The sequence below is a fragment of the Helicobacter pylori genome (assembly GCF_003637665.1).
Classification (GTDB): Bacteria; Campylobacterota; Campylobacteria; order Campylobacterales; family Helicobacteraceae; genus Helicobacter; species Helicobacter pylori_CK.
In genome coordinates this window covers 19,838-35,293 of the sequence record NZ_MVWR01000006.1, presented here as the reverse complement: position 1 = coordinate 35,293, position 15,456 = coordinate 19,838, and the positions used below count along the sequence as shown (strand labels likewise).

The 15,456-nt window shown below is 38.7% G+C and carries 16 protein-coding genes and 3 tRNA genes; 14 read left to right on the top strand and 5 right to left on the bottom strand.

Annotated elements, in window-relative coordinates; all coding sequences use genetic code 11:
- Positions 1-70 precede the first annotated feature (70 nt).
- Positions 71-637 carry a dCTP deaminase gene (dcd, locus tag EAL49_RS05110; protein ID WP_000523102.1) on the bottom strand — a complete coding sequence of 189 codons (567 nt, stop codon included), beginning with the start codon at positions 635-637 and terminating at the stop codon, positions 71-73.
- Positions 638-767: 130 nt separating this feature from the next.
- Here dcd and accB point away from each other — a divergent pair, with 130 nt between their 5' ends.
- From accB to pseC, 6 genes are all read left to right on the top strand, one after another.
- Positions 768-1,250, top strand: a complete 483-nt coding sequence (gene accB / locus EAL49_RS05105; protein WP_001053767.1) for an acetyl-CoA carboxylase biotin carboxyl carrier protein — start codon at positions 768-770, stop codon at positions 1,248-1,250.
- A gap of 5 nt (positions 1,251-1,255) precedes the next feature.
- Entirely contained in the window at positions 1,256-2,623 is a 1,368-nt protein-coding gene (locus tag EAL49_RS05100; protein WP_120829376.1) for an acetyl-CoA carboxylase biotin carboxylase subunit, read from the top strand.
- 92 nt (positions 2,624-2,715) lie between these two features.
- Complete coding sequence (locus tag EAL49_RS05095; RefSeq protein WP_120829375.1) at positions 2,716-3,678, top strand: SAM-dependent methyltransferase; 963 nt, start codon at positions 2,716-2,718, stop codon at positions 3,676-3,678.
- Positions 3,678-4,226 carry a restriction endonuclease gene (locus EAL49_RS05090; protein ID WP_120829374.1) on the top strand — a complete coding sequence of 183 codons (549 nt, stop codon included), beginning with the start codon at positions 3,678-3,680 and terminating at the stop codon, positions 4,224-4,226. Before EAL49_RS05095 ends, EAL49_RS05090 begins: the two co-directional genes overlap by 1 nt.
- 93 nt (positions 4,227-4,319) lie before the next feature.
- Positions 4,320-4,919, top strand: coding sequence for a Laminin subunit alpha-2 precursor (locus EAL49_RS05085; RefSeq protein WP_120829414.1), 600 nt, complete (start codon positions 4,320-4,322; stop codon positions 4,917-4,919).
- Entirely contained in the window at positions 4,916-6,052 is a 1,137-nt protein-coding gene (pseC, locus tag EAL49_RS05080; protein ID WP_120829373.1) for a UDP-4-amino-4,6-dideoxy-N-acetyl-beta-L-altrosamine transaminase, read from the top strand. Before EAL49_RS05085 ends, pseC begins: the two co-directional genes overlap by 4 nt.
- 25 nt (positions 6,053-6,077) lie before the next feature.
- On the opposite strand, the gene EAL49_RS05075 is transcribed toward pseC, so the two are convergent.
- A tRNA-Leu gene (locus EAL49_RS05075) sits at positions 6,078-6,162 on the bottom strand.
- A 198-nt stretch (positions 6,163-6,360) separates the two neighbouring features.
- On the opposite strand from EAL49_RS05075, the gene EAL49_RS05070 reads away from it, so the two are divergent.
- Genes EAL49_RS05070 through truA form a run of 4 tightly spaced genes read left to right on the top strand, consistent with a single transcriptional unit; the run spans position 6,361 to position 9,802 of the window.
- Positions 6,361-7,386, top strand: a complete 1,026-nt coding sequence (locus EAL49_RS05070) for a ribonucleotide-diphosphate reductase subunit beta (protein WP_120829372.1) — start codon at positions 6,361-6,363, stop codon at positions 7,384-7,386.
- Between the two features lie 9 nt (positions 7,387-7,395).
- Positions 7,396-8,025, top strand: coding sequence for a protein-L-isoaspartate O-methyltransferase (gene pcm, locus EAL49_RS05065; protein WP_001084523.1), 630 nt, complete (start codon positions 7,396-7,398; stop codon positions 8,023-8,025).
- Between the two features lie 10 nt (positions 8,026-8,035).
- Positions 8,036-9,073: an LptF/LptG family permease gene (locus tag EAL49_RS05060; protein ID WP_120829371.1), complete on the top strand. Its 1,038-nt coding sequence runs from the start codon at positions 8,036-8,038 to the stop codon at positions 9,071-9,073.
- Positions 9,074-9,802 carry a tRNA pseudouridine(38-40) synthase TruA gene (gene truA, locus EAL49_RS05055; protein ID WP_120829370.1) on the top strand — a complete coding sequence of 243 codons (729 nt, stop codon included), beginning with the start codon at positions 9,074-9,076 and terminating at the stop codon, positions 9,800-9,802. It begins immediately after the preceding gene.
- Here the strand turns inward: truA and galE are convergent.
- Entirely contained in the window at positions 9,796-10,830 is a 1,035-nt protein-coding gene (gene galE / locus EAL49_RS05050) for a UDP-glucose 4-epimerase GalE (RefSeq protein ID WP_120829369.1), read from the bottom strand. The genes truA and galE overlap by 7 nt on opposite strands.
- Positions 10,831-10,943: 113 nt before the next feature.
- On the opposite strand from galE, the gene EAL49_RS05045 reads away from it, so the two are divergent.
- The 4 genes from EAL49_RS05045 to EAL49_RS05030 all read left to right on the top strand — a co-directional run bounded on the left by EAL49_RS05045 (position 10,944) and on the right by EAL49_RS05030 (position 13,662).
- A tRNA-Ile gene (locus EAL49_RS05045) sits at positions 10,944-11,020 on the top strand.
- 15 nt (positions 11,021-11,035) lie between these two features.
- Positions 11,036-11,111 (top strand) — tRNA-Ala (locus EAL49_RS05040).
- A 245-nt stretch (positions 11,112-11,356) separates the two neighbouring features.
- A complete protein-coding gene (locus EAL49_RS05035; protein WP_120829368.1) occupies positions 11,357-12,892 on the top strand; it encodes a hypothetical protein in 1,536 nt (511 codons plus the stop codon).
- Positions 12,893-12,909: 17 nt separating this feature from the next.
- On the top strand, positions 12,910-13,662 hold the full coding sequence (locus EAL49_RS05030) for an SDR family oxidoreductase (protein WP_120829367.1): 753 nt from the start codon (positions 12,910-12,912) through the stop codon (positions 13,660-13,662).
- Positions 13,663-13,875: 213 nt separating this feature from the next.
- Here EAL49_RS05030 and hcpC read toward each other — a convergent pair whose 3' ends face one another.
- A complete protein-coding gene (gene hcpC, locus EAL49_RS05025) occupies positions 13,876-14,748 on the bottom strand; it encodes a Sel1-like repeat protein HcpC (protein ID WP_120829366.1) in 873 nt (290 codons plus the stop codon).
- 80 nt (positions 14,749-14,828) lie between these two features.
- Complete coding sequence (locus EAL49_RS05020; RefSeq protein ID WP_120829365.1) at positions 14,829-15,449, bottom strand: bifunctional 4-hydroxy-2-oxoglutarate aldolase/2-dehydro-3-deoxy-phosphogluconate aldolase; 621 nt, start codon at positions 15,447-15,449, stop codon at positions 14,829-14,831.
- Positions 15,450-15,456 lie beyond the last annotated feature (7 nt).

Genomic DNA, 15,456 nt, shown 5'->3' with positions numbered 1-15,456 from the left:
ATTGTTATGGGAATGGATAAAAAGATTAAAAAGTTTGATGGAGTTAGATTATTCCAACTTTAATTTTTTGTCATTTCAAAATTTTAGGCAAAGTGATGCCCACTTGCCCTTGATACTTACCGCCTCTGTCTTTATAGCTTTGCTCGCACATTTCATCGCCTTGTAAAAACACCACTTGTGCAATCCCTTCATTGGCATAGACTTTAGCCGGTAAATTAGTGGTGTTAGAAATTTCAATCGTAATATAGCCTTCAAATTCCGGCTCAAAAGGCGTAACATTCACAATAATCCCGCATCTGGCGTAAGTGCTTTTGCCTAAACAAATCGCTAAAGTGTCTTTAGGCATTTTAAAATACTCTATCGTATGGGCTAGAGCGAACGCGTTAGCGGGCAAGATAAAAAAACCCTCTTTACTCGCATCAATTTTGGTTGCGTTGTTGGGGTCAAAGTTTTTAGGGTCAATTAAAGCGTTTTTGTTATCAAAGAGCATGAACTCACTCCCCACTCTAATATCATACCCGTAACTGCTCAAACCATAGCTGATCACATTCTTACCGACTTGCTTTTCGCAAAAAGGGCTAATCATGCCATGCTCTAAACTCATTTTTTTAATCCAAGAATCCGCTTTCAATCCCATATACACAAAGCCTTTAAAGTTTGTTAATAATTATGTTATTATAACAATAATTTTTTGCTAAAAACGCTTATGGTTAGTAAGATGATGTGTTTGTGGCATATTTTAAAATAATATTAAGGAATAAATCGTTATGAACCTTTCTGAAATTGAAGAGTTGATCAAAGAATTTAAAGCTTCTGATTTAGGGCATTTGAAATTAAAGCATGAGCATTTTGAACTGGTTTTGGATAAAGAATCCGCTTATGCGAAAAAAAATGCGCTAAATCCCGCTCATTCTCAAGCCTCCATCCAAGCCCCCATCATGGTAGAAGCGAGCATGCCAAGCGCTCAAACCCCTGTGCCTATGGTATGCACCCCTATTGTGGATAAAAAAGAAGATTTCGTGCTTTCGCCTATGGTAGGCACTTTTTATCATGCACCATCCCCTGGGGCTGAGCCTTATGTCAAAGCCGGCGATACGCTTAAAAAAGGGCAAATCGTGGGCATTGTAGAAGCGATGAAAATCATGAATGAAATTGAAGTGGAATACCCTTGCAAGGTGGTTTCTGTTGAAGTGGGAGACGCTCAGCCGGTAGAATACGGCACGAAACTCATCAAAGTGGAAAAGCTTTAAAATCCATGAATAACAAAAATAAAAAGGTAGAAAAAAAAGAGCTTTCACGCATTTTGATCGCTAATAGAGGCGAGATCGCTTTAAGAGCGATCCAAACCATTCAAGAAATGGGTAAAGAATCCATAGCCATTTATTCTATCGCTGATAAGGACGCCCACTACCTCAATACGGCTAGCGCCAAAGTGTGTATAGGGGGGGAAAAATCCAGCGAGAGTTACTTGAATATCCCTGCGATCATTAGCGCGGCGGAATTGTTTGAAGCGGATGCGATATTCCCTGGGTATGGGTTTTTGAGTGAAAACCAGAATTTTGTAGAGATTTGCTCGCACCATTCTTTAGAATTTATTGGCCCGAGCGCGAAAGTCATGGCTTTGATGAGCGACAAATCCAAAGCCAAAAGCGTGATGAAAGAAGCCGGCATGCCTGTGATTGAGGGCAGCGATGGGTTGCTTAAAAGCTATCAAGAAGCTGAAGAAATCGCTGATAAAATCGGCTACCCTGTCATCATTAAAGCGGCTGCTGGTGGGGGCGGGAGAGGCATGCGCGTCGTAGAAGATAAATCCAGGCTTAAAAACCTTTATTTAGCCGCCGAAACGGAAGCTTTGAGCGCGTTTGGCGATGGGAGCGTGTATTTAGAAAAATTCATCAACAAGCCTAAGCACATTGAAGTCCAGATTTTAGCCGATAAGCATGGTAATGTCATTCATGTGGGCGAAAGGGATTGTTCGGTGCAAAGACGCCAGCAAAAGCTCATTGAAGAAACCCCGGCAGTGGTTTTAGAAGAGGGCGTGCGTGAGCGTTTGCTAGAAACAGCGATCAAAGCCGCTAAATATATCGGTTATGTGGGTGCTGGGACTTTTGAATTTTTGCTCGATTCTAACATGAAAGATTTTTATTTCATGGAGATGAACACTCGTTTGCAAGTGGAACACACCATTAGCGAAATGGTGAGCGGGTTAAACCTCATTGAGTGGATGATTAAAATCGCTCAAGGCGAAAAATTGCCCAAGCAAGAAAGCTTTTCTCTCAAAGGGCATGCGATAGAATGTAGAATCACGGCAGAAGATCCTAAAAAATTCTACCCAAGCCCAGGCAAAATCACTGAATGGATCGCCCCTGGTGGGGTGAATGTGCGCCTTGATTCGCATGCGCATGCCCATTATGTCGTGCCTACGCACTATGATTCGATGATCGGCAAGCTCATTGTGTGGGGTGAAAACAGAGAAAGAGCGATCGCTAAGATGAAAAGGGCTTTAAAGGAATTTAAAGTAGAAGGCATTAAAACGACCATTCCTTTCCACCTTGAAATGCTTGAAAATGCGGATTTCAGGCAAGCAAAAATCCACACGAAGTATTTAGAAGAAAATTTTTAAGTTTTAAGGATTTTTTTAAGCATAGTTTAAGGGTTTTAAGCGATCAGAAAAAGTCAGCATTAAGTTTTATGGTTTTATAGTAAAGTTTTTTCATGCAAACCTTGTTTAAAGAAATTACCCCTAAACGCTATGTCAATGGCAATGAGATGAAAGAAAATTCTAGCAATGCCCTAGATCAGTATTTCACTAAGCCTAGTGTGGCTTTAAAATGCTTTCAAAAAGCTTGTGAAGTGATTAAAAAATACGAAAATCTAGATGACTTTATTTTTTTAGAGCCAAGTGCAGGCGATGGGGTGTTTTATGACTTGTTTCCTAAAAATAGACGCATTGGTATAGACATTGAACCTAAAAGAGATGGATTTATTCAATGCGATTTTTTAAATTATAAATTGCCTACACATCAAAAAATAATTTGCTTGGGCAACCCTCCTTTTGGGCATCGTGGGGTTATGGCATTAGAATTTATCAATCATGCTAGAAATTGTGATTTTGTGTGTTTTATCTTGCCTATGTTTTTTGAAAGTCAAGGAAAAGGCTCTATTAAGTATCGTGTGAAAGGTTTGAATCTGCTTTATAGCGAACGCTTAGAAAAAAATGCGTTTATAGATTTTAAAAATAAAGAAGTGGATGTGCATTGCGTGTTTCAAATTTGGAGCAAAAAGTATCAAAACAAAAAAAGTGAATTTTCTTGGTATAAGAATCGCCATAAAGAACCCTTTGGCGAGTATATCAAGGTTTTCACGGTTTCATTAGCTAAAAACAGAGAATGCGGTAAAGAGTGGATTTTTAATCAAAAAGCGTCTTTTTACATTTCATCAACTTTTTATAAAAGCACACAAATTGTAGAGAACTTTGAGGAAGTTAAGTATCAATCTGGTATTGCTGTGGTATTTACTAGCGCTGACAAGGCTTTAAACGCTAAATTAAAAAAACTATTCAAAGAAATTGATTGGACAAAATACGCAAGTTTAGCGACTAATTCTTGCTATCATTTAGGCAAAAGTCATATTTTTCAAGCCTTATATGATCATTTGGATAGCTTAAAGGATAATTGATGGACTTAGAACAAACTTTTTTAAAAATTATTGAAAAAAAACATAAAGAATTGAATTTAGGGCAAGATTACAACGCTATTTTTTCAAAAATTAGAGATTTTGAAGCCAACGCTATAGGGCAGATTGGCGAAGAATTTTTAAAAAGCGTGCTTAACGCTATAGACGGAGTGATCAATGATGGCATCATCCATGATGAATACGATATTATGACAAAAAGCGGCGTGTCTTTTGAAGTTAAAACCGCGCGAAAAGGCAGAGCTAACAACACTTTTCAATTCAATGGCATAAACCCACGATACAATTATGATTTTTTGATTTGCTTAGGGGTGTGCGAAGACAAATTGCTTTATAGAATTTTTAAAAAAGATGAAATCCACTACATTCATAAAGAAAGAAAATACTTTATGAAACAAAATGAATTTAAAAAGCAATTAGTGTCAATGAATCCTGATAATCAAGTCAATTATAAGCTCACCCTCCATCTTAAAGAATTGGAAGAAATTGCAAATCTCATCAAAGAATTAGAAAGAATTTTAGAGTTAGATTAATATTTTTAGATAAGATTAAGTAAATGATAATGTTTATAGGAATAGAGTTTGCTTGTCTTATCTTTAAGAAAACCAAATGAAGTGGAGGATAGGATGCCTAAGATTTCAAATAATTATAACCCGTCTTTGATGGTGAAAGATTACCATACCCAAAGGGTTAGTTCGCGCACAAGAAAAGAAGAAAATAAGGAAATTCAAAACCTTTCAGAGAATGATGAAAGAATCAAATTAGCCAAACAAGCTAAGCAGGATAACCTAGCCATAGGGAATTTAGAAAGCCGTCTTAAAAGCTTAAAAAGCATGGATAAAGACGCTAAAGAACTGATGAGTATTTCTAAGGCTTACGCTCATAACAATGAAAAAGATCAAAACGATTTCAAGCATTTTAAAAATCGTTTGGATAAAGCGATTGATGCTTTCAATCAAAAATCAGGCAATGATAGTTTGAAACTCCCTAGCAATATTGACATTGACGACACGAAGGCTTTGGAGAAATTTTCAAAATCATTAGAAAGTGAGAAAGAAAGCATTCAAAACTCTTTGCACCAGTGGAAAAAACAGCTCGCTGAAACGAATCATTTGAACAAGGAATACAACACCTTAGATAAAACAAGACTGAACGCTCAAAAATTCCAAGATGTCCATGACACAAGCAAGATCACCCCATCTCGCTTGCAAGACTTACTCGCTTGAAAGAGTTTGCTTATAGCGAGCCTTGTTTAGATGAAGAAGATAAAAAGGCTGTTTTAGAGGTTTTAAATTCTAAACAGCTCACGCAAGGCAAACGCTCTCTGTTATTTGAAGAAGCTTTGTGCGAATTTTTGGGCGTTAAGCATGCGTTAGTGTTTAACAGCGCGACTTCAGCCCTTTTAACGCTCTATAGGAATTTTAGCGGATTTAACGCTCATTGTAATGAAATAATCACCACTCCTATAAGCTTTGTAGCGACGGCTAACATGCTTTTAGAAAGCGGCTATACACCCGTATTTGCCGAAGTCAAAAACGATGGCAATATAGATGAATTGGCCCTAGAAAAGCTCATTACTAAAAAAACCAAAGCCATAGTGAGCGTGGATTATGCCGGTAAAAGCGTGGAGATAGAAAGCATTCAAGAGCTTTGCAAAAAGCATTCTTTGAGTTTTCTTTCTGACAGCTCGCATGCTTTAGGGAGCGAATATCAAAACAAAAAAGTAGGAGGCTTTGCGTTAGCGAGCGTGTTTAGTTTCCATGCCATTAAGCCTATCACTACGGCTGAAGGGGGAGCGGTCGTTACTAATAATAGCGAATTGTATGAAAAAATGAAATTGTTTCGCTCTCATGGCATGCTCAAAAAAGATTTTTTTGAAGGCGAAGTCAAAAGCATAGGGCATAACTTCCGCTTGAATGAAATCCAAAGCGCTTTGGGTTTGAGCCAGCTTAAAAAAGCCCCCCTTTTAATGCAAAAAAGAGAAGAAATCGCTCTAGTTTATGACAGGATTTTTAAAGATAACCCTTATTTCACCCCTTTACACCCCTTGTTAAAACACCAAAGCTCTAACCACCTTTACCCTATTTTAATGCACCAAAAATTTTTTACATGCAAAAAACTCATTTTAGAAAGTTTGCACAAGATTGGCATTTTAGCCCAAGTGCATTACAAGCCCATTTACCAATACCAATTGTACCAACAGCTCTTCAACACAGCCCCATTAAAAAGCGCAGAGAATTTTTATCGCGCTGAAATTTCCTTGCCTTGTCATGCGAATTTGAATTTAGAGAGCGTTCAAAACATCGCTCATGGCGTTTTAAAAACTTTTGAGGGTTTTAATAGAATAAGTTCCATTTAGGGCTTCAAGTCTTAATCATTAAGAATGGTGCGGAAGAAAGGAATCGAACCTTCATGCCTTGCGGCGCTAGATCCTAAGTCTAGTGCGTCTACCAATTTCGCCACTTCCGCACACCGCACGCAATCGCACGCATAAGAAGTAAAAAATAAAGAAGCAGTATTATAGCTTTTTAATCCTTTAAAAATACTGAAAAATTGAAGTTTTTTAAAATTTGGAGTTTTTTCTGGCTTTTAGGGGGTTTTAAATTCTTTTAAGGTATTCTAACGAGACTATATTGTTAGATAGTTTTAAGGAAATTAAGGAACAAAATGGAAGTTTCACGCAAGAAAATTTACAACCCCAATTCTACAGAAAGTGTGAATGAAAGAAAGATTTTTGGGGGTAATCCTACAAGCATGTTTGATTTGAATAAAATCAAGTATCAATGGGCGGATCATTTGTGGAAAACGATGCTCGCTAACACCTGGTTTGCTGAAGAAGTGAGCATGAATGATGACAAAAGGGATTATTTGAAATTGAGTGCAGAAGAAAAGATCGGTTATGACAGAGCTTTAGCGCAACTCATTTTTATGGACAGCTTGCAAGCGAATAATTTAATTGATAATGTCAATCCCTTTATCACCAGTCCCGAAATCAATTTGTGTTTGGTGCGTCAAGCTTATGAAGAAGCCTTACACAGCCATGCGTATGCGGTGATGGTGGAAAGCATTAGCGCGAATACTGAAGAGATTTATGACATGTGGCGTAACGATATGCAATTAAAAAGCAAGAATGACTATATCGCGCAAGTGTATATGGAATTAGCCAAAAACCCTACAGAAGAAAACATTCTCAAAGCGCTTTTTGCTAACCAGATTTTAGAGGGGATTTATTTTTATAGCGGGTTTAGCTATTTTTACACTTTGGCTAGGAGCGGTAAAATGCTAGGATCAGCGCAAATGATTCGTTTTATCCAAAGAGATGAGGTAACGCATTTGATTTTATTCCAAAACATGATCAACGCTTTAAGGAATGAAAGAGCGGATCTATTCACGCCGCAATTGATTAATGAAGTCATAGGAATGTTTAAAAAAGCGGTAGAAATTGAAGCCTCATGGGGGGATTATATCACGCAAGGCAAGATTTTAGGGCTCACTTCAAGCTTGATTGAGCAATACATCCAGTTTTTAGCGGATAGCCGTTTGAGTAAGGTGGGTATCGCTAAAGTTTATGGCGTCCAACACCCCATTAAATGGGTAGAGAGCTTTTCAAGTTTCAATGAGCAACGCTCCAATTTCTTTGAAGCTAGGGTGAGCAATTACGCTAAAGGGAGCGTGAGTTTTGATGATTTTTAAGGGGCTTGTTTGAATAGTATCAAAAACCATTTGATGTGTGAAGAAATCCACAAGCGTTTTCATTTGCACCCCAAAGTGAGGAAGGCTATGGAGAGCATTGAAAGGGAGGTTTTTGTGCCAGCCCCCTTTAAACATTTTGCCTACACTTTAAACGCGCTTTCTATGCAAGCGCAACAATACATCTCTTCGCCCCTAACCGTGGCCAAAATGACGCAATATTTAGAAATCGATCATGTGGATAGCGTGCTAGAAATTGGCTGCGGGAGCGGCTATCAAGCGGCGGTGCTGTCTCAAATTTTCAGGCGCGTTTTTAGCGTTGAAAGGATTGAAAGCCTGTATTTAGAAGCGCGTTTGCGCCTTAAAAATCTCGGTTTAGACAATGTCCATGTCAAATTCGCTGATGGGAACAAGGGCTGGGATCAATACGCCCCCTATGATAGGATTTTGTTCTCTGCTTGCGCTAAAAATATCCCCCAAGCGCTTATTGATCAGCTTGAAGAAGGCGGGATATTAGTTGCACCCATTCAAGAAAACAACGAGCAAGTCATCAAACGCTTTGTGAAACAAAATAACGCCTTGCGCGTCCAAAAAGTGTTAGAAAAATGCTCGTTTGTGCCTGTTGTAGATGGGGTGCAATAAAGATTAAAGCATGATTAAACACTATCTTTTCATGGCGGTTTCGCAGGTCTTTTTCTCTTTCTTTTTAGTGCTGTTTTTTATCTCCTCTATCGTGCTATTAATCAGTATTGCAAGCGTAACGCTCGTGATTAAAGTGAGCTTTTTGGATCTAGTGCAACTCTTTTTGTATTCCTTGCCAGGAACCATTTTTTTTATTTTGCCAATCACTTTTTTTGCGGCTTGCGCTTTAGGGCTTTCAAGGCTTAGCTATGACCATGAATTGTTAGTGTTTTTCTCTTTAGGGGTTTCGCCTAAAACAATGACTAAAGCGTTTGTGCCTTTAAGTTTGTTAGTGAGCGCGATTTTATTGGTGTTTTCGCTTATTTTAATCCCCACTTCTAAGAGCGCTTATTACGGGTTTTTGCGTCAAAAAAAAGACAAGATTGACATTAACATCAGAGCCGGTGAATTCGGGCAAAAATTAGGCGATTGGCTCGTGTATGTGGATAAAGCTGAAAACAATTCCTATGATAATTTAGTGCTTTTTTCTAATAAAAGCCTTTCTCAAGAAAGCTTCATTCTGGCCCAAAAAGGCAATATCAACAATCAAAACGGCGTGTTTGAATTGAATTTATACAAAGGGCATGCGTATTTCACTCAAGGCGATAAAATGCGTAAAGTTGATTTTGAAGAATTGCATTTGCGCAACAAGCTCAAGTCTTTCAATTCTAATGATGCGGCTTATTTGCAAGGCACGGATTATTTAGGTTATTGGAAAAAAGCCTTTGGTAAAAACGCTAATAAAAATCAAAAACGCCGTTTTTCTCAAGCGATTTTAGTTTCCTTATTCCCTTTAGCGAGCGTGTTTTTAATCCCCTTATTTGGCATCGCCAACCCACGATTCAAAACGAATTGGAGTTATTTCTATGTCCTTGGAGCGGTTGGGGTTTATTTTTTAATGGTGCATGTGATTTCTACGGATTTGTTTTTGATGACCTTTTTCTTCCCCTTTATTTGGGCGTTTGCCTCTTATTTGTTGTTTAGAAAATTCATTGTAAAGCGTTATTAAATGCGTTGTTTTAAGGCTACTATCGCTTATGATGGGGCGTATTTTTTAGGCTATGCCAAACAGCCTAACAAACTCGGCGTTCAGGATAAAATAGAGGGCACTCTCAATTTGCTAGGGATTAAAAGCGTTGTGGTTGCGGCTGGGCGCACGGATAAAGGCGTGCATGCGAACAACCAAGTGCTGTCTTTTCACGCTCCAAAACACTGGAATGCCGCTAAATTGTTTCATTATCTAGCCCCCAAACTCGCCCCCCATATTGTCTTAAAAAAACTAGAAGAAAAAAACTTCCATGCGCGTTTTGACGCTCAAAAAAGAGCGTATCGTTACCTTTTGACGAAGAATTTAAAAACGCCTTTTTTAGCGCCCTATATCGCTTGCGGGGATTATGGCTCACTAGATTCATTAAATACCGCTTTAAAGCAATTTATAGGTAAGCATGATTTTTCCATGTTTAAAAAAGAAGGCGGAGCGGCAACCAACCCTAATCGCATCATCTTTAACGCTTTGGTTTATAAAACCTTTATCATGGGGCATGAATGCGTGGTGTTTAAAATCATTGGCGATGCGTTTTTACGCTCCAGCGTGCGTTTGATCATTCAAGCATGCGTTCAATATTCACTAGAAAAAATCACACTCGCTGAAATTGAAATGCAAATCCATAACCTCAAAGCCACTATAAGAACGCCCATAATGGCTAATGGCTTGTATTTGCACAGGGTGTATTATTGAAATCTTAAAAGGTGTTCTTCCCAATCTAGAGCGCTTTTGATAATGGTGTCTAGATTGTTATAAAGGGGTTTGAAAGGGGTGTTTTGCAAGATTTTAGCGTTATTGGCAATAAGGCTTGCTGGATCGCCCTGTCGTTTGTCTAAAATTTCTACTAAAAAATCGTTGTTTGAGATTTCTTTGACCTTTTCTACCACTTCTTTCACGCTATGGCCTTGATTGTAGCCGACATTATAGATCTCGCTCTTATTTTTTTCTAAAAGAGTGTGATAGCTCGCTAAATGCGCGTTAGCCAAATCATCTACATGGATATAATCCCTAATGCAAGTGCCATCTCTAGTGGGGTAATTGGTGCCAAAAATCCCCATTTTTTTCCTTTTACCCACCGCGCATTCGCATGCGATTTTGATCAAATGCGTGGCGTTGAGCGTGCGTTGTCCCAGCGTGTAAGGCGTGGTATAATCATTGTGCATGCATGCCCCAGCCACATTGAAATAGCGCAAGATAACGCAATTGAAATCCGCCACTTTAGAAGCGTCTAACAAAATCCTTTCACTCATCATTTTAGACGCTCCATAAGGATTAATGGGGTTTAAGGGGCTTTCTTCATTCAAGCTAAAATCAGACTCGCCATAAACCACAGCCGTGGAAGAAAAAATAAAACGCTTGATCGCATGTTTTAAACAAAGTTTGACAAGCTCTAAAGTGTTGAGCGTGTTGTTGGTGTAGTATTCTAAAGGCAAGCACGTGGATTCTTCTACTGAGATTTTAGCCCCAAAATGCAAGATGGCTTCAATGGGGTCTTTTAGCTGTTGCTTATTTAAAAAGGCGTCTAATTTGTGCGTTTCATTCAAATTCGCTTGAATAAAAGTAACCCTATTAGGGTAGTAACGCTCTAACGCTTTGATATGCTCTAAAAAACCAGTGCTTAAGTCATCTACAATAATGATATTTTCTTTGGTTTTTTCTAAAAACGCCCTTGCGGTATGCGAGCCTATATAACCGCACGCTCCTGTGAGTAATAATGCCATAAAACCCCTTTTAAAATGAAAAAATAACAACTATTATAACATCTTAATCCCATTTATCATTTAAGGATTTCTTAAGAAAATTTAATCTATAATTTCATCTTTATTGACTTTAAGGGCTTATAGCTCAGGTGGTTAGAGCGCACCCCTGATAAGGGTGAGGTCGGAGGTTCAACTCCTCCTAAGCCCACCATTTTTTACAATCTTTGGGGAATTAGCTCAGCTGGGAGAGCGCCTGCTTTGCACGCAGGAGGTCAGCGGTTCGATCCCGCTATTCTCCACCATGTTTTCTCCTTAAATTTTTTCTTTTTATCAGTCGTGTCTTTGGTTGAGAAATCCTAAACGATTGGATCGTCTTTGTTTAACGCCACAAGTCTTTTAATTTAAAGCTCCTTGATAAAAGATTAAATTGAGATTTTTGGTTATAAAAATTCTTATTACCGCTCGTTAAGGCTTTATAAAAAATGTTAGAAACCCTTACAAAACAAGCTAATATATTCTATTCAATTTGCTTCAAGGACAAACAAACATGAAAAAATTTCTTTATACCCTACTCGCGCTTCTTTTAATCGGCCTTTTAACAACCTATCTTATCCTTTTTACAGAATGGGGGAACCAAATCATCGCTTCGTATATAGAGAAAAAAATCAACCCGAACGAGCGCTACTTGAGCGTTAAAACCTTTAAATTGAGATTCAACTCTTTAGACTTTAAAGCTCAAGCCAACGATGATTCCACGCTCATTCTTAAGGGGGATTTCTCGCTTTTAAAGCAAAGCGTGGATTTGAATTACCAGATAGATATTAAAAATTTACGCTCTTTCAAAGAATGGATACCCTACCCTTTAAGGGGGGCTATTGTTACTTCTGGGAACATTAAAGGGCATATAAAAGCCCTTATAATTCAAGGCGTCTCCAATGTCGCTCAATCCCACACTGCCTACAACGCCCTTTTAGATGATTTCAAACTTTCTCATTTAAGCTTGAACGCAAAAGATGCCAATTTAGAAGATTTGCTTTATTTAATCAATCGCCCCGCTTATGCGAACGCAAGAGTGTCCTTACAAGCGGATTTTAACTCTCTAAAGCCTTTAGAAGGGCATTTGATCCTAACAGCTAATAACGCTTTAATCAATAACGCCCTAATCAATCAAATGTTTCATTTAAACCTTAAAGACACGCTCGTTTTCAGCCTCTCGCACTCAAGCGATTTTAAAGAGAACAAAGCCATCAGCGATACCACCCTAACTAGCCCTTTAGTTAATTTTACAGCCCTAAAAAGCGAATACCTTTTCTCTGTTTTAAAACTCAACGCCCCCTACACTTTAGAAATACCCAATCTAGCCAAACTCTATAACATTACCAACCACCCCTTAAAAGGGAGCTTGACTTTAAACGGCAATATAGAGCAAAGCCCCAAACTTTTAAAAATCAGCGGCCATTCAAATTTATTAGACGGCGCACTGGATTTCACGCTTTTAAATAAAGATTTGAAAGCCCGTTTTTCCAATATTTCCACTTTAAAAGCTTTAGATTTATTCCATTACCCCAAGTTTTTCCAATCCATTGCAGACGCTAACTTGGACTATGATCTTAGTGCCAAGCAAGGCGTATTGAAAGCCCGCCTAAAAAACGCAAGATTCCTCAAAAATGCATTCAGCGATTTCCTCTACTCCATTTCTAAATTTGATATTACTAAAGAAATTTATAACGATGCCAATCTGGTAAGCCAAATCAACCAGCAACGCCTACTCTCTAATCTCAACATGAAAAGCCCCAAAACCCAATTGAAAATCCATAACGGCTTATTGGATTTAAACACCAAGCAAATGGACATGCTCATGGATGCGGAAATCTTAAAATTCATTTTTAAAATGAAACTTCAAGGTAACATGCACCAGCCAAAATTTTCCCTCATTTTAAATGAAAAAGCCATCCAACAAAACCTGCAACAAGGCTTGAAAGAAATCCTAAAAAACGACACCCTTAAAAAAGGTTTAGACCATTTATTTAAAGATGATAAGCTCAAAGAAAAGCTTGAAAAAGGGCTTAAGGGGCTTTTTTAAAATTTTAAAGGATAGAAATGGCGCACATTTTAGTTAGCGGGGCGACTTCAGGGTTTGGGTTAGAAATCGCTAAGGCGTTTTTACAAAAAAACCATGTGGTTTTTGGCACAGGGAGGCGAAAAGAGAATTTACAAAAATTGCAACTCGCTTACCCCAAGCATTTCATTCCCCTGTGTTTTGATCTTAAAAACAAGCTTGAAACTAAGCGAGCGCTAGAGGCTATTTTTTCCATGACGGATCGCATTGACGCTCTAATCAATAACGCCGGCTTAGCGCTAGGCTTGAACAAGGCTTATGAATGCGAGTTAGACGATTGGGAAACCATGATAGACACGAATATTAAGGGGTTGTTGTATCTCACTCGTTTGATCTTGCCCTCTATGATAGAGCATAACCAAGGGACTATCATCAATCTTGGCTCTATCGCTGGCACTTACCCCTATCCTGGTGGGAATGTCTATGGAGCGAGCAAGGCGTTTGTGAAGCAATTTTCTTTAAATTTGCGAGCGGATTTGGCTGGCACTAACATCAGAGTGAGTAATGTTGAACCTGGTTTGTGCGGCGAAACCGAATTCAGCATGGTGCGTTTTAAGGGCGATAAAATCAAAGCCCAATCCGTCTATGAAAACACCATCTACCTCAAACCACAAGATATTGCTAACATCGTGCTATGGATTTATGAACAACCCTTGCATGTCAATATCAACCGCATAGAAATCATGCCCATAAGCCAAACTTTCGCTCCCCTACCCACCCATAAAAACCCTTAAGGGGTTTTAAATAAAGGCTTTGTTTTAGTTAAATACTTAAGGTTTTTTTAAACTTTAACGACTCTTTAAGTTTTAAAAAAAAGAATTTTGGTTATTTTATTTTAAACTCACTATTTTAATGGGATAGGAAGTATTTTGAAATAATCCTCTCCTAAAATCCGCCTAACCCCCAAAAGACACTTTTTAAAGCCGTTTGATCAAGCCTTATTCAAACTAAACTTTGATTTTAAGCTGCTTGAGAATATCGCACGCCCCTTTAGCGCCCAATTTACAGCCTTTTTTAAAGTTTTCTATGGCTTGTTTTTCATTCCTTGTTACGCCTTCGCCATTGTATTGCATAGCCCCTAAATTGAAACACCCTCCGCCATTTTCCAATTCGCATGCCTTAGAATAACGAGCGAGAGCCTCTTTAAAATTCTTTACCACGCCATCGCCATGATGATACATATTCCCTGCGTTAAAGCACCCCGGGCTGTCTTTTAAGTCGCAAGCTTTATCATACGAAGCGAGCGCTTTTTTCAAATCTTTAGGCGTGCCTCTGCCTGCATCATACAAGCTCCCTAATATCGTGCAACCATCGCCATCGTTTAAATCGCACGCTTTAGTGAAATATTCCACCGCTTTTTTAAAATCCCTAGTTACCACTTTACCATCATGATAGATCCCCCCTAAGCTCGCGCACCCTTCAGCGTATTTCAAATCGCACGCTTTAGAATAGTATTGTAGGGCTTTGTTGGTGTTTTGGGACACGCCTTGCCCGCTATAATATAAATTCCCTAGCAAATGACACCCATTACTGTAATTTAAATCGCAAGCCTTAGCGTAAAATTGAGCGGCTTTTTTCAAATTCTTTTCTACCCCTTGCCCTTGATAATAAAGCACCCCTAAATTAAAACACCCGCTATTTTCTTTCAGATCACAAGCTTTTTCAAAATATTTCTTCGCTTGAGTGAAATCTTTCTCTTTGTAGCTCTTTGCCCCCAAACCCACAAGCTCTTTAGGGTCTTGCTCTGCCATTAGCCCCCCTAAACACAACGCACCCAAGCACAAAACCCTAAAAAAGGACTTTTTGACATTTTCTAACATGATGTATCTCCTTATTAAAAATTTTATTATAGTGTTATTAAGCAAATACAAAATGCCATGATCTTTTTATTGTTTTAAGCCTAAGCTAACGCTCGCTTGCAAATTTCTGTGATTTTATCCCACTCTTTGTTTTGGATTAAATCTTTAGGGGTAAGCCAGCTCCCCCCCACGCACAAAACATTTTCTAAATTCAAATAAGAACGCATGTTATCTGCGCTAATCCCCCCGGTGGGGCAAAATTTCACCCCTTTAAAAGGGCCGTTAAAAGCGTTTAAAAGCTTAACGCCCCCACAATACTCTGCCGGGAAAAATTTCAAAGCGCTATAGCCCCATTCTAAAGCTTGCATGACTTCACTACTGCTAGAAACCCCGGGTATTAAAGGCATGTTTTTTTTCTTTGCGTGTTCTAAAAGGCTAGGCGTAAGACCCGGGCTAATCAAAAACTCTGCCCCCCTATTTTGAGCTTGCTCTAATTGAGTAAGATTTAAAATCGTGCCAGCACCCACGCGCATTTCTGGCACATTCTTAGCGATAAGCTCTATGGCCTCTAAAGCGCAACTGGAGCGCAAAGTAACTTCTATGATTGGAATACCCCCCTCTATCAGGCTTTGCGCTAAAGGCACAGCGTCTTTTATATTCTCAATCACCACCACAGGGACAATGGGGCTGATTTGTAAAACCTCTATTATTTTATCTTGCATTTTATCT

Bases quoted from the DNA above. Each gene is read 5' to 3' on its own strand.
- dcd (WP_000523102.1), bottom strand. From the start codon at position 637: ATGGGATTGAAAGCGGATTCTTGGATTAAAAAAATGAGTTTAGAGCAT.
- accB (WP_001053767.1), top strand. From the start codon at position 768: ATGAACCTTTCTGAAATTGAAGAGTTGATCAAAGAATTTAAAGCTTCT.
- EAL49_RS05100 (WP_120829376.1), top strand. From the start codon at position 1,256: ATGAATAACAAAAATAAAAAGGTAGAAAAAAAAGAGCTTTCACGCATT.
- EAL49_RS05095 (WP_120829375.1), top strand. From the start codon at position 2,716: ATGCAAACCTTGTTTAAAGAAATTACCCCTAAACGCTATGTCAATGGC.
- EAL49_RS05090 (WP_120829374.1), top strand. From the start codon at position 3,678: ATGGACTTAGAACAAACTTTTTTAAAAATTATTGAAAAAAAACATAAA.
- EAL49_RS05085 (WP_120829414.1), top strand. From the start codon at position 4,320: ATGCCTAAGATTTCAAATAATTATAACCCGTCTTTGATGGTGAAAGAT.
- EAL49_RS05070 (WP_120829372.1), top strand. From the start codon at position 6,361: ATGGAAGTTTCACGCAAGAAAATTTACAACCCCAATTCTACAGAAAGT.
- EAL49_RS05060 (WP_120829371.1), top strand. From the start codon at position 8,036: ATGATTAAACACTATCTTTTCATGGCGGTTTCGCAGGTCTTTTTCTCT.
- truA (WP_120829370.1), top strand. From the start codon at position 9,074: ATGCGTTGTTTTAAGGCTACTATCGCTTATGATGGGGCGTATTTTTTA.
- galE (WP_120829369.1), bottom strand. From the start codon at position 10,830: ATGGCATTATTACTCACAGGAGCGTGCGGTTATATAGGCTCGCATACC.
- EAL49_RS05035 (WP_120829368.1), top strand. From the start codon at position 11,357: ATGAAAAAATTTCTTTATACCCTACTCGCGCTTCTTTTAATCGGCCTT.
- EAL49_RS05030 (WP_120829367.1), top strand. From the start codon at position 12,910: ATGGCGCACATTTTAGTTAGCGGGGCGACTTCAGGGTTTGGGTTAGAA.
- hcpC (WP_120829366.1), bottom strand. From the start codon at position 14,748: ATGTTAGAAAATGTCAAAAAGTCCTTTTTTAGGGTTTTGTGCTTGGGT.
- EAL49_RS05020 (WP_120829365.1), bottom strand. From the start codon at position 15,449: ATGCAAGATAAAATAATAGAGGTTTTACAAATCAGCCCCATTGTCCCT.